Consider the following 25,751-nt stretch of genomic DNA (forward strand, 5'->3'; position numbering starts at 1 on the left):
CGGTCCGGGGCAATGAGGCCTGAGGATCGATTCGACCCGGCCGGCAAGAACATATAAGGAACACCGTTCCTCTTGCCGACTCGTCCCATGTCCAGCCCCTCTTATGTCGAACTCCAGGTAACCACGCATTTCAGCTTCCTGCGCGGCGCCTCCTCGCCCGAGGAATTGTTTGCTGCGGCGGCGCTGCTCGGTCTTCCCGCGCTCGGTATCGCCGATCGCAACTCGGTCGCGGGAATCGTGCGCGCCTGGGACGCCCAGAAGGCGACCGGCGTGCGCTCCATTGCCGGCTGCAGGCTCGATCTGGCCGATGGCACAGCCCTGCTCGTCTATCCGACCGACCGGACCGCCTGGAGCCGGCTCACACGCCTGCTTTCGATCGGCAAGAGCCGGGCCGGCAAGGGCGCCTGTCATCTCGACTGGGGCGATATCGAGACCTGGAACCAGGGACTTATCGGCGTGTTGGTTCCGGACCGGGCCAATGCCGATACTCTGGCGGCATTGGACCGGACCAGCCGTATCTTCGCCGACCGATCCTATCTGGCGCTTGCGCTGCGCCGCGGCCCGCGCGACGCGGTGCGACTGCGCGACCTGTGCGAAATGGCGGCGAAGGCGCGGGTCGCCACCGTGGCGACGGGCGATGTGCTCTATCACGCGCCGGAGCGGCGTTTGCTGCAGGACGTGGTCACCTGCATCCGGAAGAAATGTACGGTCGATGCGCTGGGCGACCGCCGCGAAAGGATCGCCGACCGGCACCTGAAGACCGGCGCGGAGATGGAGCGGCTGTACCGCCGCTATCTCGGCGATACGCGTCCGGTCGTACGAAGCCTCGAGATTGCGGAGCGCTGCAGCTTCGACCTCGAGCACCTCCGCTATCAATATCCCGACGAGATCAAGGGGGCGGGGCGCACCCCCCAGCAGGAGCTGGAGCGGCTGACCTGGGAGAAGGCCCCCGGGCGCTATCCGGACGGCGTGACGCCGAAGATCCGCGCGCAGCTCGAGCATGAGCTGCGCCTCATAGGCCAGCTCGACTACGCGCCCTATTTCCTGACCGTCCATTCCATCGTCGCCTTCGCGCGCTCGCGGGACATCCTCTGCCAGGGCCGGGGCTCGGCCGCCAACTCGGCGGTATGCTATTGCCTCGGCATCACGTCGATCGATCCGGTCCGCTCCGAACTTCTGTTCGAGCGCTTCGTCAGCGCCGAGCGCAGGGAGCCGCCGGATATCGACGTGGACTTCGAACATGAGCGGCGCGAGGAAGTGATCCAGTGGATCTACGAGACTTATGGCCGTGACCGCAGCGCGCTCACCGCGGTCGTCAGCCGCTACCGCGCGCGCGGGGCGGTACGCGAGGTCGGCAAGGCGCTGGGGCTCAGCGAGGACATGACTGCCGGGCTGGCGAGCCAGGTCTGGGGCTGGAGCCGCGAGGGTGTCACTTCCGTCCAAGCCGAGGAACTCAATCTCGACATGGCAGATCCCCGGCTCGCGCTCACGCTCGAGCTGGCGCGGCAGCTGATCAACACGCCGCGGCACCTCTCCCAGCACCCCGGCGGCTTCGTGCTGACCCGGGACCGGCTCGACGACCTGGTGCCGATCGAGCCCGCCGCAATGGAGGACCGCCAGGTCATCGAATGGGACAAGGACGACATCGACGCTTTGGGCTTCATGAAGGTCGACGTGCTGGCGCTCGGCATGCTGAGCTGCATGCGGCGCGCCTTCGAATTCCTCGAGGCCGACAAGGGCGTCGCGCTCGACCTCGCGACCATCCCGGCGGAGGATCCGGCTACCTATGCGATGATCCGCAAGGCCGACACGCTCGGCGTCTTCCAGATCGAGAGCCGCGCGCAGATGGCGATGCTGCCGCGCATCAAGCCGCGCACCTTCTACGACCTGGTGATCGAGGTCGCGATCGTGCGCCCGGGCCCGATCCAGGGCGACATGGTCCACCCCTATCTCCGGCGTCGCGAGGGCAAGGAGGCGGTCACCTATCCGAAGGAGGAACTGCGCCGCGTGCTCGAGAAGACGCTCGGCGTACCGCTTTTCCAGGAGCAGGCGATGCGCGTTGCGATCGAATGCGCCGGCTTCTCGGCGAGCGAGGCGGACCTGCTCCGCCGCGCCATGGCGACGTTCAAGCTGACCGGTGGCGTCAGCCATTTTCGCGACAAGCTGATCGACGGCATGGTCGCGCGCGGATACGCCCATGACTTCGCCGAGAAGACCTTCAAGCAGATCGAGGGTTTCGGTAGCTATGGCTTTCCCGAGAGCCATGCGGCGAGCTTCGCGCTCATCGCCTATGCCTCGAGCTGGATGAAATGCCATCATCCCGACGCCTTCTGCGCAGCGTTGCTCAATGCCCAGCCGATGGGTTTCTACGCGCCCGCACAGATCGTCCGGGACGCCCGCGAGCACGGCGTCGAGGTGCGCCCGATAGACGTCAACGCCAGCCGCTGGGACTGTACACTGGAGCCGACCGACGGGCGCTACATGGCGGTGCGCCTGGGCCTGCGCATGGTTCGCGACCTCGCCAATGCCGATGCGGCTGCAATCGTCGCCGCGCGGGGCGAAGGGCGATATGCCAGCGTAGAGGAAATCCAGCGGCGCGCCGGAATCGGCGCCGGCGCGCTCAACCGTATCGGAGAGGCCGATGGGTTCGGCTCGCTGGACCAGACGCGCCGGAGCGGGCTTTGGCAGGTCCGGGGCCTGGCGGACGCGCCGCTGCCGTTGTTCGCGGCCGCCGACCGGCGTGACCAGGCCTGGCGCGATGAGGCCATCGAGCCCGAGGTGATACTGACGCCGATGGGCGAGGGTCAGGAAGTGGTCGAGGATTATCGCAGCACGAGCCTGTCGCTGCGGGCGCATCCACTCGCCTTCCTCCGCAAGGAACTTGCCGACAGGCATATCCTGCCCTGCTCGGCGACCCGGACGACGAGGGACGGCCGCTGGATCAATCTCGCGGGACTGGTCCTGGTCCGGCAGAAGCCGGGCTCGGCCAGGGGCGTGATGTTCATCACGATCGAGGACGAAACCGATATCGCCAACCTCGTCGTCTGGACCGGCGTCTTCGAGAAATATCGCAGCGTCGTGCTCGGCGCCTCGATGATCGGTCTTCGCGGAAAGGTGCAGCGCGAAGGCGACGTCATCCACGTCATCGCCGAGCAGCTCGACGACCTGTCCTCGCTGCTGGCGAGCGTCGGGAGCCGGCGCGAGGTCGCCGACATCTACCGCGTCGCGCGGGCCGATGTGGTCAGGCACGGCCAGGGCCCCGATCCGCGCGATCCGGCGGAGCGGCCGCTCGGCCGCAATCCTCGCGATATCTATATCCCGGACCTTCGCCTGGGATCCGGCATCATTCCCGGACAGCCGACCGAGGGCATCAAGATCAAGCCACGGGACTTCCGCTAGATCCGCGGTCAGCCACTCGGGCCGGGCCCGGTCACGCCAGCCACCTCGATGTCTTCCGCCGAGCCCGGGATACGACCGGGCTCGATGCTGTCGCTACCGTCCACCGACTCCTGCGGCGCCTCGGCGCGCTCCATGCGCGCGAACTCGGCGGCACCCGCGCTCGAATCGCCGTCGCTCACCTGCGCGAGCGGATCCTCCTCGCCGGTCTGGGGGATGCCATCGGCATCCTGCCGTCCCGGATCGTCGCCGGCCGGTACAGCCGCGGCCGCGTAGCTGGCGCTCTCATCGGCGATACCGGCATCGAGGCTGCGTTCGGCAGTCTCGCGGAAATCCTGGGGACTGGCCCCTTGGGGAACATGATCGGTCATGATGTCTCTCCTCGTCCTTTCCCAACCGTCCCGCCGGGTGCCTGTTCCGGGCCTCAGGCGGCCGCGCGCATCCCGTCTGTACGCACGCACCACAGACCGCTCTCGAGCGGCGGCAAATCCGCGTCGGCCTCGTTAAGCCGCCAGGCTTCGTCGAGCAGGCGTTCCGAGCACATCACATGACGATCGCGCGCGTCGACGGACTGCGCGGTCCTTGCCCGGAGAAGCTCCGTTTCGGATTGGGCGATGAGGCGGTCTATCTCGGTCATGGCACGCTCCAGTACCCCCATCGACAGAACGAGGAGCCATCGGCGCGGGTTCCTGGCAAGGTGTCCGGTCCTGGGTGGCAGGGCCCGGTCGGGCTTCGAAAGGCGTCGCCGCCCGAAAAATGCGTGCGATGTCAGCTTCTTGCGATTGAAACACCGCTACTGGCATCCCACATCCGGGCAATCGTCAACAACGGAAAGGAGGTGGTCGGATGTCTCATTGTCACATGCCGCTCGCGGCAAATTCTCTGAGCATGGCCTCCACCGCGGGGGTCCGGCTCGGCTGAGCTGTCCGCGTTCGGATGACAATGGAAGGGCCGTCCGAAAGGGCGGCCCTTCGCGTTTGACGCGTCGGCACCCAGGAGCGCGCCGCGCGTTCCGGTGCAGAGAGGATCGGAAATGGCCAATGGCTGGGCGCAGGATGGCGCCGTGCAGGAGCAGATCGAGGACACCGTCACCGACGCAGTGAGCCTTGCGCGGTCGAGACTCGCGACCGGCGAAGGCACGCGCTATTACGAAGATTGCGGAGAAGAGATTCCCGAGGCCCGGCGCAAGGCGCAGCCGGGGAGCCGCACCTGTATTGCGTGCCAGTCCGATCGCGATGCGGCGGTCCGCTCCACCGGAATCAATCGGCGCGGGAGCAAGGACAGCCAACTGCGCTGATGGTGGAAGGGGTAGGCCCTGCCGGAAAATATCCGGTGACGCCGGACGGTCGCTATTTCGTCGTGCGCGGCCGGCTCTGGCGGATGGCCAACCCCGCCTTGCCTGACCGCGAGCGAGAGACGCTCGTGCATGCCCTGATGGCTGCCAGGCGGGCGGTCGGCGTGGCGAAGCGGCGTGACGACCCATCCGGAGAGGCCGAGGCGCGCGCCGCGGTCGATCGCGCGAAGCATGCCTTGGGCGAGCGCGGGCCGGTCTGGTGGGACGACGGCGCACCGGACCTGAGCCGGCGCATCGCGAGGACCACCGATTACGCCGAATGGTTCGCCGGTCTCGAGGACGCGGTCCGTCCTGGTCAATCCGATAGTTCGACCCACACGGGGGCGTGATCGCTCGTCTTCTCCCAGCCACGCGGGCGCCTGTCGACTTCCGCTGCGATCAGTCTTCGGGCAGCGACCGGGTTGAGCAGAAGGTGATCGATCCGCAGTCCCGCGTTCCGCTCGAAGGCAAAGCGCAGATATTTCCAGAAGGTGTAGATCGTTTCGTCTGGATGCATGTGGCGCAGCGCGTCCGTCCATCCCTGGTCGAGGATCCTGAAATAGGCTTGCTTCACCTCCGGGGCGAAAAGCGCGTCGTCGCGCCAGCGGTCGGGCACATAGACGTCCAGATCGGTCGGCATGACGTTATAGTCGCCCGCGACGATCACCGGTGCGTCCAGCGCGACCAGCCCGGCCATGTGCTGGTGCAGGCGCTCGAACCAGCGCAGCTTGAAGTCGAATTTGGGTCCCGGCCGCGGATTGCCGTTGGGAAGATAGAGACCAGCTACCAGCACTCCGCCGATCGCGGCCTCGAGGTAGCGGCTCTGGACGTCCTCGGGGTCGCCGGGCAGCCCTCGCCGCGTCTCGTGAATTTCGCCAATCCTGCTGAGGAGCGCGACGCCGTTCCAGCGGCTCTGCCCGTGCCAGACCACATCATAGCCGAGGTCCCGGATGGGCTTTTCCGGAAACTTGTCCTGCGGGGCCTTCAGCTCCTGGAGGCATACGATGTCGGGTTCGGCCAGATTCAGCCAGCGCAGCAGCACCGGTAGCCGGCCGTTCACGCCGTTCACATTATAGGTGGCGATCCTCACAGGTCCGGGAGTTCCTGATCGGCGCGACCCAGTTAGACAGCGCCTTGGATCCGGCGCGCCGTAGCAGCTCACCAGCCTCTCGAATGCAGAAGTGCGAAGGCTTGTCGATCGTCTCCATTTCTTTCCAGATGATCGGCGCCGCCACGGGCGCCCCCTCCCGGGCACGCACGGCATAGGGCATCAATGCGGTCGCCCCGCGCTGGTTGCGCAGATAATCGACGAAGATCCGGCCCTTGCGCTGTACCTTCGGCAGCGCAGCCGTGAAATTCTCCGGGTCGCTTTGCGCGACCGCGAGCGCCAGCCGGTGCGCGAAGTCCTTCACCTCCGGCCACTCCGCGCGCGGAGTCAGCGGCGCGATGACATGCACGCCCTTGCCGCCGGTGAGCATGGGGAAGGTCTCCAGCCCTATCGAGCGCAGGATATCGCGGAAATGGAAGGCAGCGGTGCGGACATTCTCGAAGTCGAGACCGACGTCAGGGTCGAGATCGAACACCAGCCGGTCGGCCTTTTCGACATCCTCGATCCTTGCACCCCAGCCGTGAAACTCGATCGTGCCCATCTGGACGCACGTCATCAGGCCGGCTGTGTCGATATAGAGATAGGGCTCCTCATGGCCGTCCTTCTCCTGGATGCCGACATGCCGGACGGCATCCCCGAAGCTCCCCGCATCATGTTTCTGGAAGAAGCATTTCCGGGCCCGGCCCTGCGGGCATCGCACCAGACTGATCGGTCGCGATCCGACCCAGGGCAGATGATCGGCGCGACCGCCTCGTAATAGTCCGCAAGTTCGCCTTTCGTGATCGCGCTCTCCGGATAGATCACACGTTCGCGATTGCTGATCTTCACGCCTGAACCGGGCGCGCCCACCATGGCGGCAGGCGCTTCCGTCTCCAGCACCACCGCTTCGGGCTTTTTGTCGGCCCGAAGACCCAGATAGCTGGGATGACGCAGCGTCCCCTCGTTGGTCATCTCGGTATAGGCGATCTCCGCGACGAGCTTCGGCACGATCCAGTGCGCTCCCCGAAGCTCGACGCGCGGGGCCTCGAGGGTGCGACCCTCGATCTCGAAGGGGCGCATCAACTCCATGAGCCGGAATAGCTCGTCGGTGCCGAAGCCGGTCCCGACCTTGCCCGCGTAGCGGAGATGGCCCTGATCGTGCAGACCAAGGATGAACGAACGGAAAGTTCGCGACTTGTCCGAAGGCGTCCAGCCGACGATCACGAATTCCTGCCGCTTGATGCACTCGGTCTTGACCCAGCTTCCCGAGCGCGACCCGACATATTTGCTCGACGCAAGCTTGGAGATCACGCCCTCGAGACCGGCCCCGCAGAACTGGCCGAGCAGCCGCTCGCCATTGCCGACGATATGTTCGGAGTAGCGCAGGCGGCTCGAGCCCTCGGGCAGGATCGCCGGGTAGCGATCGGACCAGTCGAGGCCGGAGCGAGTATATCCGCGCGCATTGCCGCCGCCGATGGCGACGAGCGTGCGATACCCGTCATACTTCATTTCATGAAGCCAGCGATCGCCCGCCGGAACGGTGTCGACGAGCTGGGCGAGTTGCACAGGGCGAAACGCCGGTGGCTTCTGGGCATCCTTGAGGGAGGAGCCTTTGCGGCGCCGGGGAGGATTGACGGATTTGACGGCCATGCGTGCCATCTCTCCTAGACTCGATTCAGCAACGGTTCGTTCCGCCCCGACGCAACCCACCGGAAACTCACGGGAATCGGAAGCGTTGGGCCCTCAGCAAAAGAGGAGACCGACATGGCGGAAAACAAGACCCTGCGCGCGCCGCAGGACAGCTCCCGCATCGCGATGGGTGAGGATTACGAGGTGTAATATTGGACGGACAAGTTCGGCGTGAGCCGAGAACGTCTGCAGGAGGCCGTCGATGCCGTCGGCAGCGGAGCCGATGCGGTCGCATCCTATTTGAAACGATAGGCGGTAGTCGCTCGATTCGGCCGGACGCTACCAGGGCAATTCCTCGATGAAGAGGATCATTTCCTGAAAGGCCGCACCTTCGAAGCCAATTCCGCCATCCACTTGGACAAGCGGGTGGCGGGCCGTCGCTTCGATCGCCGCTCCCGGATCTGACTGCCGTAGCGGGTCGTGCAGAGCCGTCCATTTCGCGAGAGCCGTAACGCGCGCGTGCAGCGCCGCACCGGCGATCGCTACGTCGGAAAAGCCCGCATCGAGCGCGTAGGTCCGAAGCGCAACCCCCTGTGCAAACGGACCGTCGCGTTGCGGCTCCGGTAACCCCGCAAGGATCTGGAGCGCCGCGGCGATCTGGGCGCCTGTCAGCGCAACCGAATTGAGTTGCGCGGTCGCCGCGGAGGCTAGCTGGACGGGCGCGGTCATGGGAGATGTCTGGCTGAACATGTGCGATCTCGATCAAAGAGCCAGCATGCGCTGGCGGTCGGCGAGGCCCCGCTTGCCCACTTCCTCGATCTGATAGCTGTGCTTGGGCAGCGCCCTCAGCAGCTCGGATTCGGGTTGAGTGAGGTCGAGCCAGGCCATGTTCTCACGCCGGAGCAACACGGCGCCCTGACGCTCCTGGTAGAAGAAGATGTCCGGATTGGCCGGAATCGTGATGATCGCGTAGCTGACGTCACGCTCGCCCGAGCTCGGGCGCCAGATCCCAGCGAGATAGAAGAAATTCCCGTCGTCGAGCGTGACGCGGAACTTGCGCTCGCCATTGGTCACCTGGAATTCGCTCGCTGGCACCAAGCAGCGTTGATGGGGGAATGTGCGGCCTTCGGAGCGAATGAACCTGAATGGTTTGCCGTCCGGCTCCCACGGCTCGAGCCCCCAGCTGGCCTCGATCGCCTGGGGCTTGCCCGACCGCGGGTTGCGCCGGATGATGATCTTGCGGCTGCCAAAGGGTGCATCCGACTCGAAGGGACTCGCTTGCATGGTGAGAACATAATGCGAACGAAGCCTGCGTGCAAATCGAGGATCTCTCATGTGCAATGATTATCGCCTCGAGGTGGATATCGCCTCGATCATGGAGGATTTCGACGAGCTAGAGATCGACATCGATACGCCGGAGGGCACACCCAATGTGGCCGCGCGCGAGGACATCATGATCACCGATGTCGCTCCGATCGTCACCAATCCGCAGGGCGAGAGCGGGCGAGGCGCACTGGTCAACAGGCGATGGAGCTGGCCGGGACTGACGGGCAAGCCGGTCTATAACTATCGCGCGGAGGGCCGCGACTTCGCGGCCAATCGGTGCCTCATCCTCGCCGACGGGTTCTACGAATTCACCAAGTCCGATGATCCGAAGCAGAAGCGGCAGAACAAGTGGCTGTTCACGCTCAATGATCACGACTGGTTTGCCATTGCTGGAATCTGGCGCAGGGATCCGGTGATCGGCGAGGCCTTCACGATGCTGACGTTGGATGCTGGTCCTGATGTAGCGCCATATCACCATCGACAGGTCATTCCCCTCGCGCGCGATCAATGGGCAGCGTGGCTCGACGCTGCTACTACCGCCGCAGACGCGCTGCGCATCCTTCCGGCCGGCACTCTCGCGGTCCGCCAGGTTCACGGTACTCCGCCCGCCGAGCCGTTGCCGACGCTTCTCTAGACGTTACTCGCCGCCATCCTCCGGCACCGTGCTGGACCTAACTCAATATGTACCAACGCGAGCCGCCGGTGTGTTCCGCGGCGGCGGCCGCCCTACACACATCTCCCGGCAAAGCCGGATGATGAGAACGTGCTTGGGAAAACACGCGCCAACGCCTTTAGCCGCGGGCGGCCTGGACATGCGCGTCGGCCACCCGGCCGTGCGCCACCCGGTCTCTCGATGAAAGGATCGCCAGCGCGACGCTTCGAACGGCGCGTAGGGGAGGGATTGACCGGGCAACGGAAGATGCCTCTCGCTCCTAGGCAGCCAGGAACCGCGCCTGCATCCCACATTCGGGTGAGTGGCCCCCGAAACTTCCTCCGAAACGAATCAGATTCACTCCGTTCCGGAGACAGGCACGACCCGCTTCGCCGCCACAGGTCGAACCCGTCGCGCGTGCCCTCGATCCGAACCCGTTGACCGACGAGCTTGCGGGCGGACCAGCCCGCCTCGATGCGCCAGCCGCCGCCATCGTCCATGCGCAGATACAGATGCCGGCCATCCTCGAGCAGAAGCCCCTCGAGGCTAAGCGCGACACCCAGCGGCATCAGCGGCAGACCTCGTCACCACCATAGGATCGCCAGCGCAGCACGACGTTCGCGCGGACCAAAGCGCAGGACAGGTCGCCTAAGCCCGGGAGCGAACAGGCCGCGGCGGTGCGCGTGCCCTTGCCCGAGCCATAGGAAATGCAGCGCATCGCAGGCGCCGTCACGCGGATATGCCCGGTCGGCAAGCTCCCTCTGGCGCCGCCAAGCAAAGCGACGAGCCGGTCCCGGGCGACAACTCCGGATATGGCCGAACAAGGATGGCCGGGCTTGCACCCGCCATCGACGATCCCGCCACGCACCCGCTTCACCTCGCGCGCGGCGATCCCGTGCAGCCGGATCTTCGGGCCTTCGGCGCACCAGATCGGGCCATCGCCGTCCCACACCGCGACGGGCGTGCAGGTGAAGGCGACACCGGTGGTGACGATACCCAGAAGCGAAAGCAGCATGATGTCCTCAGTGCGTCACGGCCACAGGGCCGGCATCCGCACCCAGCTCGGAAAGCCGGCGCGCGATCGCCTGCCAGACCGCGATGCCCTCGGCATCGCCGGCCAGCGCCAGCGCGCCGATCCGCTCCGCGACGAACAGCGGCGCACGTTCGCCATGGGTCGCGAGGACCATGCTGGCGGCGGACCAGAGCTCGATATCGCGAAGCGGCATTCCTCTTCTTTGCCACGCGTCTGCCTGCGCTGCCAGTCGGCACGCACGGCTTCGTGCCGGTTCGGTCCGAGCACGTCCGTCGGCGTCGTGATGGGGCCGGCGGCCCTCCGGGGATATCCGTCCATTTCGGTTCATGATCGGCACCGGCACCGCCAATTCGGATGCATCCCCCTGAGCGATTGCGTATCCCCACGGACGATGAAACCCGAGCTCTTTCAAAGTCTCTCGCCGCGCCAGGCCGAGTGCCTGCGGCTCGTCGCGCGTGATCGGGGCGCCAAGGAAATCGGGCTGCTGCTCGGGATCAGCGACGAGACGGTCGAGGCGCATATCAAGGCGGCGCTCCGCAAGCTCGATACCAACTCGCGCTTCTCCGCGGCCCGCGCCTTTGCGGAGTTCGAGAACCGTACCCACCCGGTGGTTATACCCACCCAGGGGGAAGCGGCGGCGAGGCCGATACCCGTTAGCCAGGGCCCATCCTATCAACTCGACGTGGTTGAACGGGGGGCAAATGTCGTTCGCGACGTGGCGGCCAGGAGGGACGCCTCGCCCGAGATCCCCGCGCTTCAGCCGCTCGCCAGCGGAGCGCGCCGCAATGACCTGAGCCCTGTCCACCGCATTGCCCTGGCCGCGGTGATCGCGGCCGCGATCGTGATCGTCGCCGCGGCGGCCCGGCCTCTGGCCGAAGGCTTCCAGGCGCTCGCCGACCTCATGCAACCCAGACATTGACCCGCGGGGCCTCGCCCTCCGGGCGAGGAGACACGCATGCCCAAGACCCGTATCGAAGCCGCCCAGGCGGTGGCCCATGTCTTTTTTCCCGCCGAGAAGGCCGCGCAGGACAGCGCCGCGCAGGGCGCGCGCTGCATCGCGACGATCATCGAGCAGCGCGACAAGGCGCAGCTGCCGCCCCAGACCGGCGCCGAGGCGCTCGCACTGATCGCCACCGCGACCAGCCAGGCGGTCGCCGCGGCGAACAGCTTTGCGGACGCGCACCGGATGCTCGCCGCCCTGTCCGAGGATCTCGGGATCCCGCTCACCTTCGGGCCCGACTGCGAGCCGAATGCGGCGCTGCGCCGCGTCGCGTGACGCATTGACCGCCGCCGCCCATGGTGATCCCGTGGGCGGATGGTGGTCGCGGCTTATCTCTACGTCTATGCCTTCTGGCTGATCCTGCCCTTGCTGTGCCTGGCGGCACTGCGCTGGGGCGGCTGGCCGGAGCGGATCGTAGCGTTTCTCTTCCTTGCGGCGGCCGCCGGATCGATCCTGCTCAAGTCGAGCGTGACCGGCGGCTACCGGACAATCGAAATCGGCGTGTTGATCGTGGACCTGAGCTTGCTGGGCGCGCTGGTCTGGGTCATGGTCCAGGCCGACCGGCGGTGGCTGATATGGGTAGTGGCGTTGCAGGCGATATCGACGACGGGCCATCTGGCCCGGATGGTCACGCCCGACTTGTCGCGGATGGCCTATGCACTGATGGTGGGCGCCTCGAGCTATCCGGCGCTGTTCCTCCTCTCCCTCGGCATAATCGGGCACCATCGGGCAAGCCGTCGCCGCGCTGCCGGCAGCTTCTGAACGCGCTGCTTCGGCCGGGGCGGGAAACCCATGCAGCAGCCGATGCCGACCGGCTGCTCCAATATTTCGGATCGCTGCGCGCGACGCTGCTGGCCCCCCGCGCCGAGATCTTCCGCGCCGTGCAGGGGGATGCGGAGCTGACGGACCGGCTTGTGACGATCCGGCAGGCGATGGGCCGGGCGCTGCGGCAAGGCATCGAGGACCGACCGGTCATCAAGCACTATGCCGATCTCAAGGACTATCTACGCTTCGCGCAGGGAAGCGAGATCACCGAGCAGATGCGTATCCTCTATCTCGACACCGGCAACCGTCTGCTGCGCGAAGAGGTGCCCGCCCAAGGGACGATCGACGAGTGCCCGGTCTATGTTCGGGAGATCGTTCGCCGCGGACTCGAACTTGGCGCCGCAGGCTTGATACTCGTCCACAATCACCCCTCGGAACAAGCGGAGCCCAGCCGCGCGGACGACGGCTTGACCCAGCAGGTCGTCGCAGCCGCGCGGTGCCTTGGCATGCGGGTCCTTGATCACCTCATCGTGACGCGCGCGGAGGTCTTCAGCTTTCGCGCTGAAGGATTGCTTTGATTGCGCATTCATCTCTTCTGAGCACGGGAAAGCCGCCGTCCAGGGCGAACGGCGGCTTTCGGCATTGCGCCTGCCGGCATCGGCCGACAGGAGGGATGTCCGTCACCGACAGGCGCAGCGGCGCGCTCCCAAAGGAACGCGTCGGGGGATCAGGGCATCAGCACGCCGTCGATGACGTGGATCACGCCGTTCGACTGGTTGACGTCCGCGATGGTGATCTTGGCCTTGCCGCCCTTCGCATCCACGACCCACCAGCCGCCGCCGGGGCCCTTCGTGACGGTGAGCTTTTCGCCCTGCACGGTGGTGAGCATCGCCTTGCCGCCGTGCATCGCTGCGTTCTTGGCCAGCATTGCGGCACTCATCTTGCCGGGGACGACATGATAGGTGAGGATCGTGGTGAGCTTGGCCTTGTTCTCAGGCTTCACCAGCATGTCGACGGTACCCGCAGGCAGCTTGGCGAAGGCGGCGTTGGTCGGAGCGAAGACCGTGAAGGGTCCAGGCCCGGACAGGGTGTCGACCAGCCCGGCCGCCTTGACGGCGGCGACGAGCGTGGTGTGATCCTTCGAGTTCATCGCATTCTGGACGATGTTCTTGGTCGGGTACATCGCTGCGCCGCCGACCATCGGATAGTGTTGGACGGCTGCGACCGCACCGGTGGCGAGCAGCGCCGAACCGGCGATCGCGAGACTGAGCTTCTTGAGGTTGGGCATTCTGGCTTCCTTCTCCGGCACCCGGAGCCTGGGTGCGGAGAAGCTACGGCCGCGGGTGTCCGGCGGATGCAGCCAAAGCTCAGATCGTCGAGATTTTTCCGGCCGCGATCGGAGCGCTGCTGGGCGCCTTGTGCGGCGCCCCGTCGCGCGGCTCGAGCGTGATCGCCAGCGTGGCGCCGTCCGAGAGCAGGGCACGATGGGGCACCGGAACATCGACCCGGCTCACGCCGTCCGCCGAGACCAGGCCGAGCGAGCGCGGCACGCCGTCCGCCGGGATCACCCAGAGTTCGGGCGCCAGCTGACTGCCCGGCAGGCGGACGGCCCGGATGCGCAGAACGCCGCGCGCGGGATCATAGGCAGCGGCAAGCAGTGCTGGCGCATCGCTGCTGCCGAGCTGGGCGATCACCGCCCTGTCCGGCGCGCGCACGATTTCGACCGGCGCGGGCCGCAATAGAAGGATCGCGGCAAGCGACGCGGCCAGCGCGCCACTCGCAACCGCGCCGATCCGCCAGCGCGCGAGGCTGCGCCGCATGCGGCGATTGTCCGTGCCGTGCAGGCGGCGCTGGATAACGGGCCAGAGCTCGGGCGAGGGCTGTGCCTCGAACTGCCCATAGAGCGGTTCGAAGCGCAGGTTCCAGCCATCGACGGCAGCGGCAAATTCGGGATCGGACAACAATAGCCGCATCGCGCGGGTGCGGTCATCGCCTTCGAGCAGGCCCAAAGCCAGCTCGGCGGCGAGCGCGTCGCGCTCCTCGGGCGTCATCGGTTCAGGCATCGCCCAGGCATCCCTTGAGCTGGATCAGTCCGCGGCGCACCCAGCTCTTGAGGGTGCCGAGCGGCACCGACATGGCCTCGGCGAGTTGCGCATAGGTCAGGCCATCGAAGAACGCGGCGCGGATCGCACGTCGCGGGCGCTCCTCGAGCGCGTCGAGGCAATCGAAGATCCGCGCTTGCTGTGCTTCCGCGTCGATCTTGTCCGGAGCGAGCGGGCGATCGTCCGCGATCGCTGCGGCCGCGCTCTCGGGCAGATATGCGGCATTGCCGTTTACCCGCCGCCAGTCGAGCGAAGTGTTGCGGGCGATCACGCACAGCCAGGTGATCGGGCTCGAACGCTTGGCATCGAAGCGCCCGGCCCGGTTCCAAATCTTGATGTACACTTGCTGCAAGATATCCTCGGCGGCTTCGCGGTCTCCCGAGATACGCAGGCAGACGCCAAAAAGCTTCGCGGACGTTGCATCATAGACGTCACGCAGGGCGGCTTCGTTGCCATCGGCGACCAGGCCGAGATCGGCGACGAGCTTCTCTCTTCTCGCAGATGCCATATCGACCATCGCAGGGAGCCTATCGAAGCGCGACCATCCTGTCAGCCTTACATTTTCTGGCAGCGCCCAGGCAGTCGCTGACCGACTACTCAGTGTTCATAGGTGGTGGGGTTTAGCAGTCTGCCAAGGGCCCCGTCGAGCGACCAGGCACCGCCGCCGCGGGCGACCAGCGGCAGCAGGATCGCCGCCCAGCTCAGATGCGTCGGCCAGGCATCGGGATAGACGAAGATCTCGATCACCAGCGTCATCGCGAACAGCGCCAGCGCCGAGAAGCGCGTCGCCAGGCCCAGCACGAGCAGGATCGAGAAGACATGTTCGGACCAGGTCGCCGCCACCGCCGCGATCCCGGGCGGGACCAGGGGCAGCGCATATTCGGTGCGGAACAGTTCATAGGTACCGTCGGTGATGTGCAGGATGCCGTCCACTTTGGTGCGGCCCGACATGAAGAACACGCCGGCAATGCCCAGCCGCGCGAGGAGGAGCAGCAGCGCATCCGGTACCAGCGAGGAGACGCGGCGGGTGAGGTGCAGGTAGAATGCGGTTGGCGAAGTCATGGGGAGCGTCTCCGAAAGCGGCGGCCGGCGCATGCGGGTGCGCGCCCCGGCCGCGCGGCCTCAGGCCTTGGGGGTCAGCGAGCCATTGCCCTTGGGCGTCTTGATCGTAGTGCAGGTGCCTGCCTTGACGAGCTTCCAGGCATTGCTCTGGTAGTTCACCTTGGAGGTGCCGGCGCAGCTGGTGCCGGCGCCGGCCTTGCAGTCATTCTTGCCGGCCAGCGAAACGCCGTAGCATTTCTCCATGGCGGGCTTGGTCTGGGCCGGGGCGGCGGGGGCAAGCGCGGCGCCAGCGACGGCGATGGCGAGGGTGGCGGCGAGGGTAGCGTTGGTCGAACGCATGATATCTGTCCTTCATGAACCATGCCTCCGGCGCGCGGCCCATGCCGGGGGAAGCCGGGCCGCGCGGTGATCGACGAGGAGGCGGGAGAAGCCGATCACCCTGCCAGTTCGTTGTCGCCTGCGGTTGCGTTACAAAAAGCGCTCGAAAAAAATTTCGGAGCACGTGTAACCTTCGGTTCGATCGAGCCGAACTCTTGCTCGAGGAGCGGGAATGCGAGCGAACGAGGATGCGCTGCGTACATTGATGGTCGATGGGCTGGACGGCGATGCCGCTGCCCATGCGGCATTACTGCGTTTGCTCGTTCCCCTCCTGCGTGGCTTTTACCGGCACCGCGCAAATGGCTCGGATGACGATATCGAGGATCTGGTGCAGGAAACGCTGATCGCGGTGCATACGCGCCGTGCCACCTATGACCGCGGGCGCGCCTTTACGGCATGGCTCTTCGCTATCGCCCGCTACAAGATGGTCGATCATTTCCGTCGCACGCGCCGTTTGCAGCCGATCGAAGGACTGGAGGAGACGCTGGTAGCGGCGGATTTCGAGAATGCGCTCGTGGCCAGGCTGGATATCGAGGACCTGCTGGCGGTACTTCCCGTGAAGCAGGCCGTTGCAATCCGTGCCACTCGCATTGAGGGCCTCAGCGTGGTCGAAGCTGCCGAGGCAGGCGGGATCGGCGAATCCGATGTGAAGGTATCGGTGCATCGCGGGCTGAAGGCGCTGGTGGCGCGTATCCAGGGAGGCGCGCGATGAATACCGAAGACCTCATCTCCCGCCTCTCGCAAAACGTGCCTCCGGTGCCGCGGCGCACGGTCGGCTGGCGGCTCGGCATCGGCCTCGCGCTGGGAGGCCTCGTCTCTGCGGCGCTGGTGGCGCTGGTGCTCGGCATCCGGCCGGATCTCGGTCTCGCGATGCGTGGCACCGCCTTCTGGGTGAAGTGGAGCTATACCTTCTCGCTCGCGATCGCGGCGGTGGTGATGGTGGTGCAGCTCGCCCGGCCGGACAGCGCCCGGCTGCGCTGGGCCTGGCTGCTGGTGGTGCCGGTAAGCTTGCTCGCCATCCTCGGCGTCGCGGAGCTTGCACGCACGCCGCCTGGCGAATGGCTGGCGATGTGGCTGGGGCATAGCTGGATGATCTGCCCCTGGCTGGTGCTGGCGCTGGCGATGCCGATTTTCATCGGGCTGCTCTGGTCGTTCCGCCGGCTGGCACCGACCAGGCTACGCGCAGCCGGTGCGGCGGCGGGCCTCGCGGCGGGCGCCTTTGCCGCGACCGTCTATTGCATGCACTGCCCGGAGGTGTCGGCGATCTTCGTGCTGACCTGGTATTCGCTGGGCATCCTGCTCGCCGCCTCGCTCGGCGCGCTGCTCGGCCCGCGGCTGCTGCGCTGGTAAATTCGCTGACGGCTGTAACCGGGGCCCCCGCGGGCCCGAATAGGGAGAGCCAATCCGGCTGAACCTATTCTGGAGTATCCCCCATGACCATCGTCCGCACCGGCGTCAGCCTCGCCGCTTCCGCCGCCGTCATCGCCATCACCGCCGCCGCGCCGACCACCGCGATCGCCAAGTCGGGCGCCGGTGCTGCCAAGGTCGTCCATTGCTATGGCATCAACACCTGCAGGGGCACCTCGGACTGCAAGACCGCGAAGAACGACTGCAAGGGTCAGAACGACTGCAAGGGCCAGGGCTTCAAGGAAGTGACCGCCAAGGCATGCAAGGCCGCCAGCGGCAGCCTGACCGCGCCGAAGTGACCCCCTCGGCCGGCCCGGCGCTCCCCAGGCGCCGGGCCGGCCAACCCTATTCAGGACCGCCCCGATGATCCCTCCCTTTGCCGGCTTCGGCCTGGGCCTGCGCAAGCCGCATTATGCGGAGTTCCTCGAGACCAAGGTCGCCGTCGATTTCGTCGAGGTGATCTCCGAGAACTTCATGGTCGAGGGCGGGCGCCCGCGCCGGATCCTGCGCGAGGTGCGCGAGCGCTATCCGGTGGCACTGCACGGCGTGTCGATGTCGCTCGGCTCGGCCGATGGACTGGACGGCGCCTATCTCGCGCGGCTGCACGCGCTCGTGGATGAGGTGGAACCGGTCTTCGTTTCCGATCATCTGAGCTGGTCGCGGATCGAAGGCTTCAATTCGCACGATCTGCTGCCGTTACCCTATACCCACGAGGCGCTCGACGTGGTGGCGGACAATGTCGCGCGCGCGCAGGACGCGCTCGGTCGCGAGATGCTGATCGAGAACCCCTCGACCTATATCGATTTCGCACCCGCCGACATGACCGAATGGGCGTTCCTCGACGCGCTCTGCACACGTACCGGATGCGGCCTGTTGCTCGACATCAACAATGTGTTCGTCAGCGCGAGCAATCACGGCTTCGACCCGCTCGCCTATCTCGACGGGATTCCGCATGCGCGGGTGCGCCAGATCCATCTCGCCGGGCACAGCCACGGCAGCGAGCTGCTGATCGACACGCACGACCAACCGGTGCCCGTGTCCGTATGGAAGCTCTACGCCCATGCGTTGCCCCGGCTCGGTCCGGTCGCGACGATGATCGAGCGTGACGACGCGATCCCACCGCTGCACGAACTGCTCGCCGAGCTCGGCACTGCCCGGCGCATCGCGGCCGATGGCATGCGGGTGGCGGCATGAGCCTGCTCGAGCTGCAGCGCGACATGCGCGCCTGGCTGGCGCGCGAGGAGGAGGCCGCCGTCGATCGGCTGGGCGGTGATGATGTCGCCCCGGGCCTGCGCATCCATCAGAACAATTTCCGCGCGCAGCTCGCCGCCTGCCTGGAAGAAAGTTTCGCCCGGACGCGCGACTGGGTCGGCGGGGATGCGTTCCACCAGGCCGTGGTCGCGCATGTCGCCCGTGTGCAGCCGAGCACCTGGACGCTCGACGCCTATCCCCGCGATTTCCCCGCCACGCTGGCGCTGCTGTATCCCGCCGATCCGGAGGTCGCCGAGCTCGCCTGGATCGACCTAGCGCTTGCCGAGGCATTCGTCGCGCCCAATGCTGCGGCGCTTTCCGTCGCGGATCTCGGCGCGGTCGACTGGGATCGTGCCGTGCTGGGCTTCTCTCCCTCGCTGGACCTTGCCGCGCTGACCACCAATGCGCCCGCCATCTGGTCGGCGCTGGCGGAGGGCGCGGAACCGCCGTCGGTGGCCTATTTGCCCGAGGTGGGCGCTATCCTGGCCTGGCGTGACGGGGAAGCACCGCGCTTCCGTGCGGCCGATCAGCTCGAATATCAGACAGTGCTCCGGGCTCGGTCGGGCATGCCGTTCCCGGACCTGTGCGCCGCGCTGGCCGAGGCGCTTGGCGAGAATGCTGGCGTCGCGCGCGCTGGCGCGATGCTCGGCCAGTGGCTTGCCGACGGGCTGATCGTCGGTATCGATACTGCTGCTGGATCGCCCCGAGCGAAGAATCAGCTTGAAATGTAGGAACATAGAGTGAACATGAGTCGACTCCAAACAGGAGTTTGTCATGATCATTCTCAACGAAGCGATGCTTCTGGGCTTGGCGGCGGTCATCTCAAGCCTGGCCGGTCTCGTCTGGTCCTTGCGGCGCAAGCGGTGAGGTAGGCCTTGCCCCGACGCAGCGGTTGGCACGTGGACGCTTTCAATGTTCATATTTTGTTCTATTCTGAGCTTATGGACCGATTCGCCGACCCGACCGATATCTCAGAGGCTATTCTGCATGCGCCGGGCTGGGCGCGAGTGGGTATCACTGCTCCCAGCCCTCGCTTGCGCGAGCAGGCCGCGACCGAACTCGCGCGAGCCGTGGCGGCCCGACTCGATGGTCATTCCTTTGCCGTCGAGGACGGGCGGCAGTTTTCGTTCGAACTGTAGAATTCGTTCGGCCCCTGGCTCAGTTCGGCTTTCCGAACAGGTCGCTTCGGTGGACCGCCCTTTGATCGGCGGGGCGGGCCTATACCCTGCGGGGTATATTTCTGGTTTATACCCCGCAGGGTATAATCAGCTGATATTTCCTGGGGACTACTCGCCCGACCGGTGGCAGCACGGCTTGCGGGATCACCGCCTATGAGGAGCGTCGACCGCTTTCAGCACGCTGAAGAAGGTCGCATCCAAAATTGCCTGTATTGACATTGTTAGTACAATTCCAATATGTGCCGGGTGAGACGTACCAAGGATGGGATCATGGCCAGCGTAGCGGAACGGCCGAAGGCCGATACATCGATCACGATGCGTTTGCCCGTGCAGACGCGCGACCTCATCGATCGCGCGGCCGCGACCATCGATAAATCACGCACCGAGTTCGTGCTCGAGAGCGCTCGACAGCGTGCGATCGATGTACTGCTGGATCAGCGCGTTTTCCATCTCGATGCCGAGGCGAGCGATGCCCTTGCCGATGTCCTTGAAAACCCGCCAGCGCCGGTCGACGCGCTGCGCAAGCTGATGGCGAGCAAGTCGCCTTGGGAGTAATTGAGCCACTCGGCGCCCCCAGACCAGCTTACGCGGCACCGACGCCAATCACCGCAGACCATCGACTGGACGGCTTCGAGTGCGGCAAGCCGCCGCTCGACAGTTGGCTCAAGACCCATGCCCTCGACAATGAAGGCAAGGCGTCCCGGACCTATGTCGTCGATGCCAGGCTAGGCGAGGATGCCGGCAATGTAGTTGCGTATTACACGCTCGCCTTTGGAAGCGTCACGCGCGAAGAGGTGCCGAAGAAGATTCGTCAAGGCTTGCCCAATCCCGTTCCAGTGATGGTGCTGGGCCGTCTCGCAGTCGACAAACGCCATGCTGGCAAGGGATTAGGGCCGGCGCTCCTTCGCGAGGCCTTGCAGCGAACCGCGGAAGCTTCGCGCATTGGTGGGCTTCGCGCCTTAATCGTCCATGCGATCGATGATGACGCCGTGAGCTTCTACACCAAGTACGGCTTCCAGATTTTTCCAGCGGGCTCCAGGACCTTGTTCCTGCCTATCGAAACGGTGCGCCAAAGCATCGTTGAATGATATCGGCCTTATCGGCGCTCGTAACGAATGCCGGCTGTCCGAAATTTGTAGTCGTTTTTCGGACAGCCGAGCCGGGCTGAGAACCCGCGAGCAGACTGGGTCGCGTCAATCTCCTTCCGATTCCACGATTGCCGACCCTCGAGCCCACGGGATGGGTTGGCGTAGCGCGATTTCCCAATCGAGGTCTCGCCTCGGTTGGGCGGTGATGGCTCGCACCCGCGCGATTAAATTTCGCAAATTCTGCGGTATGTGATGGTTTTACGCACATCGTGAATGGTTTGCGCAACCGGACCATGGTGCAGTGCGCCTTTCGCGGAATTTAGATTGAGAGAGCGGCTTTCGCAGCCTGTGGCGACCGCTGCCGCGGGCCGTACCTCCGGACAGGGAGCATGTCCGATTAGCGCGAGTTGCGCGCGGGCGCTCAAGACCGGGAAGCTCATTCTTGGTGCCCCCTGGAAATGATCCGGATCGATATTCTAGAATGTGAGTCCCGCTGTTTAGTGAGGAAAAATCGATAAATCCGAGGGCGTCCGCATGGACACGGCGGCGGCGCTGTAGTATAGATGTTTTGTTGGAAAGTTTAGATGAAGGTACGTTGCCAAGGACTCGAACCCGATCCACGCTCTGCAAATTGGGTGTATTTGGTGGTATGGAATTGACGTCGATTTTATTTAGAAAAATCTTCTCAAATTGATGTCAATATTTATTAGGTTCTCTTCTGGTACCATTTTCCCCATCCAGTGACGTCCGTGATCGTCGCGTAAGTGGCTGGGAAGACGCTTCTTCAAGTATCTTTCCGACGGGATTTGGACGGGTTTGCCGACAGACCACCAATTTTGGTGGTCATCAGAAACGCCCAGCCCAAAGCGAAGCAGTGCAAGATCGGCGACGGGCGCTCTCTCTTCCTCCTGGTGATGCAGAACGGAGCCAAATACTGGCGCTTCCGCTATCGTTTTCTCGGCAAGCAGAAGGTCCTCGCCCTCGGTGTATGGCCTGAGGTCAGCCTGGCCGATGCCCGCGCCAAGCGCGACTCCGCGCGCAGGATGATCGTCGACGGTATCGACCCGATGGTCGAGAAGAAGCGCTGGAAGCTTCGTGCCAATGCCCGCCACGTCGTTTCCTCACCTGAAGCATGCTATCAGAAGGAACGCCGCAGGAGGCTCAATCTGACTGTTCGGGGACGCAGGGGGGTGCCCTGCATAGTGGTCCCCAGAGTGAATGGCGTGCCCAGGGCAAAGATATTGCCGCGCGTGTCAAACAGGTTGAACGCCTCCAGCGAGAGGGTGGTCCTGCCGATGTCGAGGCTGAGATTGCCGGAGAAATAGGCATAGTCGCCCTGCTCGATCGCGAGCTCTGGCCCGAAGCCCAGGATCGAACGCCCGAGCGAATGGGCGCGGAGATTTGCGCGAAAGTTGCTCCCGGAAGCGGTCCGCCCTTCGTAGCCGAGGGACAGCACGGCGCCGTGCCGCGCGACATTTGGAAGCGGAGAGCGCACCGTCTGCTCCAGATAGGGTACCCAGCCGACTAATGTGCTGTCGGCGACGAAGCCGCCCGCCGCCACGGTCACGCCGCGTGCTGGCGAAAGACGGAACTGGAAGGTGGCGGTGCGAACGATCCCGTCACCGACATTAGCCGTGTGCGGGAGCCCGAGCCCATCGACGGTATCGGCCTGCACATTGCGCCAGTCGGTGCGCGCCAGCGCTCCCTCGATCTGCAGACCGGTGCTTTCCCACGCCTGCATCCGAAACCCGATCTCGGCGGTTCGCGCGGTGTCCGGTGTAAACCGCTCGATCGCGCCGCTCACCGTCAGCCCGCCGGGCCGATAGCCGCCTGCATAGCGCAGATAGAGCGTAGCCCGTGACACCGGCATCCAGGCAAGGGCGAGGCTGGGGGTCGAGAGCCGCTGGCGGCGCAGTGGCGGGGCGGGCGTGGTGCCCGGGGCGGGCTTGGCGAGAACCCCGGTCGCGGCGCCGCGCATCTCAATGAAGGAAACCCTGCCGCCGGCGCTCACTGTCAGCCGGTCGTCCGGATGCCAGCGCGCCTCGCCGAAGACCGTGGCTTCGCGTACCCGGCTGTCCAGTGTCCCAAGGCTGACGGGCTGCAACGGTGCCCCGGTGCTACGCGCCTGGATTGCGATCGAGCGCAGCGCGGCAAAGCCGATCAATGCGTCCCAGCGCTTGCCGAAGCTGCGGGTCAGTCGCGTCTCGCTGGAAAGAAGCGAGATGTGATCGCGCTGGCGATAGGCGATCGGCTCCTCGTCGGGCTGGGTGGCATCGAACACCTGCGACAGCCGCTGATCGACCAGCCCCCAGCTCGATTGCAGGCGCCCGCCAGCCAGCGGGCCGGCGACCGATACGGCCAGGGCACGGTAGAAATGATGCGAGGGCTGGGCAAAGGCGGAGGCGCGGACGAGGCGACCGAGCATGCGCTCCTCATATTGCGCATCGGCGTTGCGTACGTTCTGGCCGATCGCGGTCAGGTCCAGCGACCAGCGCGCGCCGACCGCCGTGTGCGCCGCGATCCGCCCGCCGGTGACCTGGGTGCCGTTGATGTCCTTCTTCCCTCGTCCGACATCGTCGATATAGCCGCCCATCTTCTCGTGATAGCCGAGCACCCGCACGGCGGCGCGTTCGCCGTGCGGCAGGTTGGCGACCAGCCCGGCGTCCATGCTTCCGGCGCCATGCGCGGTAGCGCTGGCGCCGGCCCATGCCTCACCCGAGACTTGCCGCGGGTCGGGCGCGTTCGGCACGATCCGCAACACCCCGCCGAGCGACCCCGCGCCATAGAGCGAGCCCTGCGGCCCCTCGAGCACCTCGACCCGCTCGATATCGTATAGGCGCAGGTCGGGGTCGGGCGAGGCATAGGCGAGCCTCTGGTCCCCCAGATACTGGCCCACCAGCGACGGGCTGGCGCCCGAGAAGCTGCTGTCGGAGATGCCGCGCAGGAACAGCTTGTTGCGGCCCGGCCCCAGGCGGGTCGAGAGCAGTGTCGGATGCAGTTCAGCGATGGCCAGCGTACCATGTTCGCCGGTGACATGGGCGATGTCGCTCCCGTCGATCACCGCCACGCTCGCCGGATAATGGGCGAGGGAAACATCCATCTTGCTGCCGGTCACCACTATGTCGGGCGCGACTTGGGGTGGCGGTGGCTTGAACGGGCGCGGCCGTGAGCGAGGAGGCGCCGCCGCGACGCGCCAGCTTCCGGGAGCCACCCGTCTCGCGACCAGCCCGGTCCCGGCCAGGGCCGTCTCGATCGCCTTGTCGATCCCGCCATCGAAGCGCAGCCGTCGCGCCCGCCGGCGGAGCAGCGCTGGATCGTCAGTGCCGAAGCTCGCGCCGGCCTGCAGGGCGATCGCGCGCAGGGCAGTGGAGACCGGGCCGGCGGGCAGGTCGAGATGGACGGTTCGGGCTTCCTGCGCCCCGGCAGGCGCCGCCCCGACGGTCAGCGACAGCGCCGGCAGAAGCAGCGCGCACGCATATCGGCAGGGAGGGCCAAGCAGGAGTGCGGTCACGAGGCTAGTTCGGATTCCCGTCCGCTGCCGGTGCGAAGGTCCAGCCATCGCCATCGCGGCGGGCGGAAACGCCGAGTACGGCCTCGAGCCGCGAGATCACGGCCTCGGGCGAACCGTCCAGGTTGATCGACCCCGCGAAGTGCCGGCCTGCCAGGTCCGGTGCCAGCCGGATGCGAATGCCCGTCCGCCGGCTCACATCGGCGATGACGCGGGCGAAGGTGACGTCGTCATAGCTCAACGCGCCGCCCTGCCGTTCGGAGCCTTGCCCGGCCACCAGGCCGGTCGGGTTGCCCGGTGCCGCGCCGTTCGGGATGACGCTTCGCTGCCCGGCCCGGAGCTCGACTTGCTTGCCGGCCGCGCGGATCGCCACCGATCCCTCGGTGACGGCGACGGTGGTGGCATCCGTCCCCCGATCGATGTCGAACCGCGTGCCAAGATCGGTGACTTCGACAGCGCCGGCGGTAACCGTGAAGGGATGGGCGGCGTCATGGCGAACCTGGAAGCTCGCCTGACCGCGGGTCAGGCGCACCGCGCGCGGATTGGCGGGCAGGAAGCGGACCTCGCTGTCGCTGCGCAAGGTCACGCTGCTCGCGTCGCCGAGCGCGAGCATCCGAACCTCGCCCGTTTTGGTGCCGACGATCTGCTCAGGCGTAGGGCTCGGTTGCTGCAGGAACCAGGAGGTGCCGAAGGCCAGCGCTGCCACGCCGGCGGCGAGCGCGGCCATTGCCCAGCCGCGGTGCGCGGGGCGGCGCGCTTCCTCGACGGGGTCCGCAAGGTCGCCCTTGATCAGCGTGAAGCGGTCGCGTGCCGGCACCGCGGCGATGGCGAAGGCGGCGTCGTGCGCGCTGCTGGCGGCGCGATCGAACAGCACGGCGTGGTGCGGATCCGCGGCCAGCCATTGCTCCAGCGCTTCCCATTCGACGAAACCGGGCGCGTCGGCTCGGATTGCCCAGGCGACCGCCTGTTCCTCGGCGTCGGACAGTTGCTTGCTCATCCTCGGCATCTCCTCGCGCCGATGACGCCATGGGCCGCTCTAAACCGCATCGCTGTCGTCCCTCAAGCGGGCGAGCGCCGCATAGCTCCGGCGCAGATCCTTCTCCACCGTGCTGATGCTGATCCCCATCTCCTCGGCGATCCGCCGCTGCTCGATCCCGTCGACCCGGTAGCGGGTGAAGATGCGCATCGCCCGGGTGCCGACTTCGGCGAGCGTCCGCTCGACCTGATGCAGATGCTCGCGCGCGAGCAGGGCACGCTCGGCCATCGGTGCCTCCACCGCTTCGGTGATGCCCTGGGTGAAGCTCCAGTCCTGCTCGCGGTCCCGCCCGCGCGAAGCGCCTCTGCGGGTATCGAGGACCAGCCGGTGCGCCATCTGGTAGAGATAGGCGAGGGGAACATCGACTTCGGTACGGACCTGCTGGACCTTGATCCAGAGCTCCTGGGTGAGATCCTCGGCGCTGTCGGTGCCGCAGCGTATCGCCAGGAAGCGGGCGAGCGCATCCCGGTGCTGCATGAATGTCGCGACCAGTGTGTTCTGACTTTCCCCCTGCACCCTT

General features: G+C 66.1%; 34 protein-coding genes and 2 pseudogenes. 18 read left to right on the top strand and 18 right to left on the bottom strand.

Going from position 1 to position 25,751, the window contains the following annotated elements; translation table 11 throughout:
• Nucleotides 1-87 precede the first annotated feature (87 nt).
• Nucleotides 88-3,399: an error-prone DNA polymerase gene (locus O3305_RS20150; protein ID WP_269574130.1), complete on the top strand. Its 3,312-nt coding sequence runs from the start codon at nucleotides 88-90 to the stop codon at nucleotides 3,397-3,399.
• Nucleotides 3,400-3,407: 8 nt separating this feature from the next.
• Here the strand turns inward: O3305_RS20150 and O3305_RS20155 are convergent, their stop codons facing one another.
• Nucleotides 3,408-3,767 carry a hypothetical protein gene (locus O3305_RS20155; RefSeq protein WP_269574131.1) on the bottom strand — a complete coding sequence of 120 codons (360 nt, stop codon included), beginning with the start codon at nucleotides 3,765-3,767 and terminating at the stop codon, nucleotides 3,408-3,410.
• Nucleotides 3,768-3,820: 53 nt separating this feature from the next.
• A complete protein-coding gene (locus tag O3305_RS20160) occupies nucleotides 3,821-4,033 on the bottom strand; it encodes a hypothetical protein (protein ID WP_269574132.1) in 213 nt (70 codons plus the stop codon).
• A 396-nt stretch (nucleotides 4,034-4,429) separates the two neighbouring features.
• Between O3305_RS20160 and O3305_RS20165 the strand changes: the two genes are divergently transcribed.
• The gene (locus O3305_RS20165; protein ID WP_269574133.1) at nucleotides 4,430-4,693 is read left to right on the top strand and encodes a DksA/TraR family C4-type zinc finger protein; all 264 of its coding nucleotides are present in this window, start codon (nucleotides 4,430-4,432) and stop codon (nucleotides 4,691-4,693) included.
• Nucleotides 4,693-5,079, top strand: coding sequence for a hypothetical protein (locus tag O3305_RS20170; protein ID WP_269574134.1), 387 nt, complete (start codon nucleotides 4,693-4,695; stop codon nucleotides 5,077-5,079). Before O3305_RS20165 ends, O3305_RS20170 begins: the two co-directional genes overlap by 1 nt.
• Here O3305_RS20170 and xth read toward each other — a convergent pair.
• The 3 genes and pseudogenes from xth to O3305_RS20185 form a co-directional block, all read right to left on the bottom strand.
• Nucleotides 5,046-5,819 (bottom strand): exodeoxyribonuclease III, encoded by a 774-nt coding sequence (xth, locus tag O3305_RS20175; protein ID WP_269574135.1) that lies wholly within the window; start codon nucleotides 5,817-5,819, stop codon nucleotides 5,046-5,048. The two genes, O3305_RS20170 and xth, sit on opposite strands and share 34 nt — an antisense overlap.
• Nucleotides 5,800-6,537: a non-homologous end-joining DNA ligase gene (gene ligD / locus O3305_RS20180; RefSeq protein ID WP_269574136.1), complete on the bottom strand. Its 738-nt coding sequence runs from the start codon at nucleotides 6,535-6,537 to the stop codon at nucleotides 5,800-5,802. Before ligD ends, xth begins: the two co-directional genes overlap by 20 nt.
• A gap of 254 nt (nucleotides 6,538-6,791) precedes the next feature.
• Nucleotides 6,792-7,475 (bottom strand): annotated as a pseudogene (locus O3305_RS20185) (ATP dependent DNA ligase); the annotation flags it as partial.
• A 201-nt stretch (nucleotides 7,476-7,676) separates the two neighbouring features.
• On the opposite strand from O3305_RS20185, the gene O3305_RS20190 reads away from it, so the two are divergent.
• On the top strand, nucleotides 7,677-7,757 hold the full coding sequence (locus O3305_RS20190) for a DUF3606 domain-containing protein (RefSeq protein ID WP_269576572.1): 81 nt from the start codon (nucleotides 7,677-7,679) through the stop codon (nucleotides 7,755-7,757).
• Between the two features lie 27 nt (nucleotides 7,758-7,784).
• On the opposite strand, the gene O3305_RS20195 is transcribed toward O3305_RS20190, so the two are convergent.
• Both O3305_RS20195 and O3305_RS20200 read right to left on the bottom strand, forming a co-directional pair.
• Entirely contained in the window at nucleotides 7,785-8,174 is a 390-nt protein-coding gene (locus O3305_RS20195) for a hypothetical protein (protein ID WP_269574137.1), read from the bottom strand.
• A gap of 33 nt (nucleotides 8,175-8,207) precedes the next feature.
• Nucleotides 8,208-8,540 carry an SOS response-associated peptidase family protein gene (locus O3305_RS20200; RefSeq protein WP_269574138.1) on the bottom strand — a complete coding sequence of 111 codons (333 nt, stop codon included), beginning with the start codon at nucleotides 8,538-8,540 and terminating at the stop codon, nucleotides 8,208-8,210.
• 238 nt (nucleotides 8,541-8,778) lie between these two features.
• Between O3305_RS20200 and O3305_RS20205 the strand changes: the two genes are divergently transcribed.
• Nucleotides 8,779-9,405 (top strand): SOS response-associated peptidase family protein, encoded by a 627-nt coding sequence (locus O3305_RS20205; RefSeq protein ID WP_269574139.1) that lies wholly within the window; start codon nucleotides 8,779-8,781, stop codon nucleotides 9,403-9,405.
• A 92-nt stretch (nucleotides 9,406-9,497) separates the two neighbouring features.
• Here the strand turns inward: O3305_RS20205 and O3305_RS20210 are convergent, their stop codons facing one another.
• Genes O3305_RS20210 through O3305_RS20220 form a run of 3 tightly spaced genes read right to left on the bottom strand, consistent with a single transcriptional unit; the run spans nucleotide 9,498 to nucleotide 10,649 of the window.
• Nucleotides 9,498-9,992, bottom strand: coding sequence for a DUF5818 domain-containing protein (locus O3305_RS20210; RefSeq protein WP_353739207.1), 495 nt, complete (start codon nucleotides 9,990-9,992; stop codon nucleotides 9,498-9,500).
• Entirely contained in the window at nucleotides 9,992-10,438 is a 447-nt protein-coding gene (locus O3305_RS20215) for a hypothetical protein (protein ID WP_269574140.1), read from the bottom strand. The genes O3305_RS20210 and O3305_RS20215 overlap by 1 nt, the downstream gene beginning before the upstream one ends.
• A 7-nt stretch (nucleotides 10,439-10,445) precedes the next feature.
• Nucleotides 10,446-10,649 carry a DUF6961 family protein gene (locus O3305_RS20220; protein WP_269574141.1) on the bottom strand — a complete coding sequence of 68 codons (204 nt, stop codon included), beginning with the start codon at nucleotides 10,647-10,649 and terminating at the stop codon, nucleotides 10,446-10,448.
• 198 nt (nucleotides 10,650-10,847) lie between these two features.
• On the opposite strand from O3305_RS20220, the gene O3305_RS20225 reads away from it, so the two are divergent.
• From O3305_RS20225 to O3305_RS20240, 4 genes are read left to right on the top strand one after another with little or no spacing between them, the layout of a single operon-like run.
• Nucleotides 10,848-11,375, top strand: coding sequence for a helix-turn-helix domain-containing protein (locus O3305_RS20225; RefSeq protein WP_269574142.1), 528 nt, complete (start codon nucleotides 10,848-10,850; stop codon nucleotides 11,373-11,375).
• A gap of 36 nt (nucleotides 11,376-11,411) precedes the next feature.
• A complete protein-coding gene (locus O3305_RS20230; protein ID WP_269574143.1) occupies nucleotides 11,412-11,732 on the top strand; it encodes a hypothetical protein in 321 nt (106 codons plus the stop codon).
• Nucleotides 11,733-11,771: 39 nt separating this feature from the next.
• On the top strand, nucleotides 11,772-12,218 hold the full coding sequence (locus O3305_RS20235) for a hypothetical protein (protein WP_269574144.1): 447 nt from the start codon (nucleotides 11,772-11,774) through the stop codon (nucleotides 12,216-12,218).
• Between the two features lie 5 nt (nucleotides 12,219-12,223).
• Nucleotides 12,224-12,799 (top strand): JAB domain-containing protein, encoded by a 576-nt coding sequence (locus tag O3305_RS20240; RefSeq protein WP_269576574.1) that lies wholly within the window; start codon nucleotides 12,224-12,226, stop codon nucleotides 12,797-12,799.
• 149 nt (nucleotides 12,800-12,948) lie between these two features.
• Here O3305_RS20240 and O3305_RS20245 read toward each other — a convergent pair whose 3' ends face one another.
• From O3305_RS20245 to O3305_RS20265, 5 genes are all read right to left on the bottom strand, one after another.
• Nucleotides 12,949-13,509 carry a fasciclin domain-containing protein gene (locus O3305_RS20245; protein ID WP_269574145.1) on the bottom strand — a complete coding sequence of 187 codons (561 nt, stop codon included), beginning with the start codon at nucleotides 13,507-13,509 and terminating at the stop codon, nucleotides 12,949-12,951.
• 79 nt (nucleotides 13,510-13,588) lie between these two features.
• On the bottom strand, nucleotides 13,589-14,284 hold the full coding sequence (locus O3305_RS20250; RefSeq protein ID WP_269574146.1) for an anti-sigma factor: 696 nt from the start codon (nucleotides 14,282-14,284) through the stop codon (nucleotides 13,589-13,591).
• Entirely contained in the window at nucleotides 14,277-14,831 is a 555-nt protein-coding gene (locus tag O3305_RS20255; protein ID WP_353739208.1) for a sigma-70 family RNA polymerase sigma factor, read from the bottom strand. The genes O3305_RS20250 and O3305_RS20255 overlap by 8 nt, the downstream gene beginning before the upstream one ends.
• A gap of 89 nt (nucleotides 14,832-14,920) precedes the next feature.
• Nucleotides 14,921-15,385, bottom strand: coding sequence for a DoxX family protein (locus O3305_RS20260; RefSeq protein ID WP_269574148.1), 465 nt, complete (start codon nucleotides 15,383-15,385; stop codon nucleotides 14,921-14,923).
• 60 nt (nucleotides 15,386-15,445) lie between these two features.
• Complete coding sequence (locus tag O3305_RS20265; protein WP_269574149.1) at nucleotides 15,446-15,724, bottom strand: BufA1 family periplasmic bufferin-type metallophore; 279 nt, start codon at nucleotides 15,722-15,724, stop codon at nucleotides 15,446-15,448.
• A gap of 211 nt (nucleotides 15,725-15,935) precedes the next feature.
• Between O3305_RS20265 and O3305_RS20270 the strand changes: the two genes are divergently transcribed.
• From O3305_RS20270 to O3305_RS23175, 9 genes and pseudogenes are all read left to right on the top strand, one after another.
• Nucleotides 15,936-16,475, top strand: a complete 540-nt coding sequence (locus tag O3305_RS20270; RefSeq protein WP_269574150.1) for a sigma-70 family RNA polymerase sigma factor — start codon at nucleotides 15,936-15,938, stop codon at nucleotides 16,473-16,475.
• Nucleotides 16,472-17,113 carry a DUF1109 domain-containing protein gene (locus O3305_RS20275; RefSeq protein WP_269574151.1) on the top strand — a complete coding sequence of 214 codons (642 nt, stop codon included), beginning with the start codon at nucleotides 16,472-16,474 and terminating at the stop codon, nucleotides 17,111-17,113. Before O3305_RS20270 ends, O3305_RS20275 begins: the two co-directional genes overlap by 4 nt.
• 83 nt (nucleotides 17,114-17,196) lie before the next feature.
• On the top strand, nucleotides 17,197-17,469 hold the full coding sequence (gene bufA2 / locus O3305_RS20280) for a BufA2 family periplasmic bufferin-type metallophore (RefSeq protein ID WP_269574152.1): 273 nt from the start codon (nucleotides 17,197-17,199) through the stop codon (nucleotides 17,467-17,469).
• Nucleotides 17,470-17,533: 64 nt separating this feature from the next.
• Complete coding sequence (gene bufB / locus O3305_RS20285) at nucleotides 17,534-18,364, top strand: MNIO family bufferin maturase (RefSeq protein WP_269574153.1); 831 nt, start codon at nucleotides 17,534-17,536, stop codon at nucleotides 18,362-18,364.
• Nucleotides 18,361-19,152 carry an HvfC/BufC N-terminal domain-containing protein gene (locus O3305_RS20290; protein ID WP_269574154.1) on the top strand — a complete coding sequence of 264 codons (792 nt, stop codon included), beginning with the start codon at nucleotides 18,361-18,363 and terminating at the stop codon, nucleotides 19,150-19,152. Before bufB ends, O3305_RS20290 begins: the two co-directional genes overlap by 4 nt.
• A gap of 210 nt (nucleotides 19,153-19,362) precedes the next feature.
• Nucleotides 19,363-19,560 (top strand): DUF6771 family protein, encoded by a 198-nt coding sequence (locus O3305_RS20295; RefSeq protein ID WP_269574155.1) that lies wholly within the window; start codon nucleotides 19,363-19,365, stop codon nucleotides 19,558-19,560.
• Between the two features lie 309 nt (nucleotides 19,561-19,869).
• Nucleotides 19,870-20,154, top strand: coding sequence for a type II toxin-antitoxin system TacA family antitoxin (locus O3305_RS20300; RefSeq protein ID WP_269574156.1), 285 nt, complete (start codon nucleotides 19,870-19,872; stop codon nucleotides 20,152-20,154).
• Nucleotides 20,145-20,687, top strand: coding sequence for a GNAT family N-acetyltransferase (locus O3305_RS20305; RefSeq protein WP_269574157.1), 543 nt, complete (start codon nucleotides 20,145-20,147; stop codon nucleotides 20,685-20,687). The genes O3305_RS20300 and O3305_RS20305 overlap by 10 nt, the downstream gene beginning before the upstream one ends.
• 839 nt (nucleotides 20,688-21,526) lie before the next feature.
• Nucleotides 21,527-21,712, top strand: a pseudogene (locus tag O3305_RS23175) (Arm DNA-binding domain-containing protein); the annotation flags it as partial.
• 113 nt (nucleotides 21,713-21,825) lie between these two features.
• Here O3305_RS23175 and O3305_RS20315 read toward each other — a convergent pair.
• From O3305_RS20315 to O3305_RS20325, 3 genes are read right to left on the bottom strand one after another with little or no spacing between them, the layout of a single operon-like run.
• Nucleotides 21,826-24,198: a TonB-dependent receptor gene (locus O3305_RS20315; protein WP_269574159.1), complete on the bottom strand. Its 2,373-nt coding sequence runs from the start codon at nucleotides 24,196-24,198 to the stop codon at nucleotides 21,826-21,828.
• A gap of 4 nt (nucleotides 24,199-24,202) precedes the next feature.
• Complete coding sequence (locus O3305_RS20320) at nucleotides 24,203-25,192, bottom strand: FecR family protein (RefSeq protein WP_269574160.1); 990 nt, start codon at nucleotides 25,190-25,192, stop codon at nucleotides 24,203-24,205.
• Nucleotides 25,193-25,231: 39 nt separating this feature from the next.
• The gene (locus tag O3305_RS20325) at nucleotides 25,232-25,708 is read right to left on the bottom strand and encodes an RNA polymerase sigma factor (RefSeq protein WP_269574161.1); all 477 of its coding nucleotides are present in this window, start codon (nucleotides 25,706-25,708) and stop codon (nucleotides 25,232-25,234) included.
• Nucleotides 25,709-25,751: the final 43 nt, after the last annotated feature.

Origin of the sequence: Sphingomonas sp. NIBR02145 (assembly GCF_027359115.1) — a bacterium.
In the GTDB taxonomy this organism is placed as follows: domain Bacteria; phylum Pseudomonadota; class Alphaproteobacteria; order Sphingomonadales; family Sphingomonadaceae; genus Sphingomonas; species Sphingomonas kyeonggiensis_A.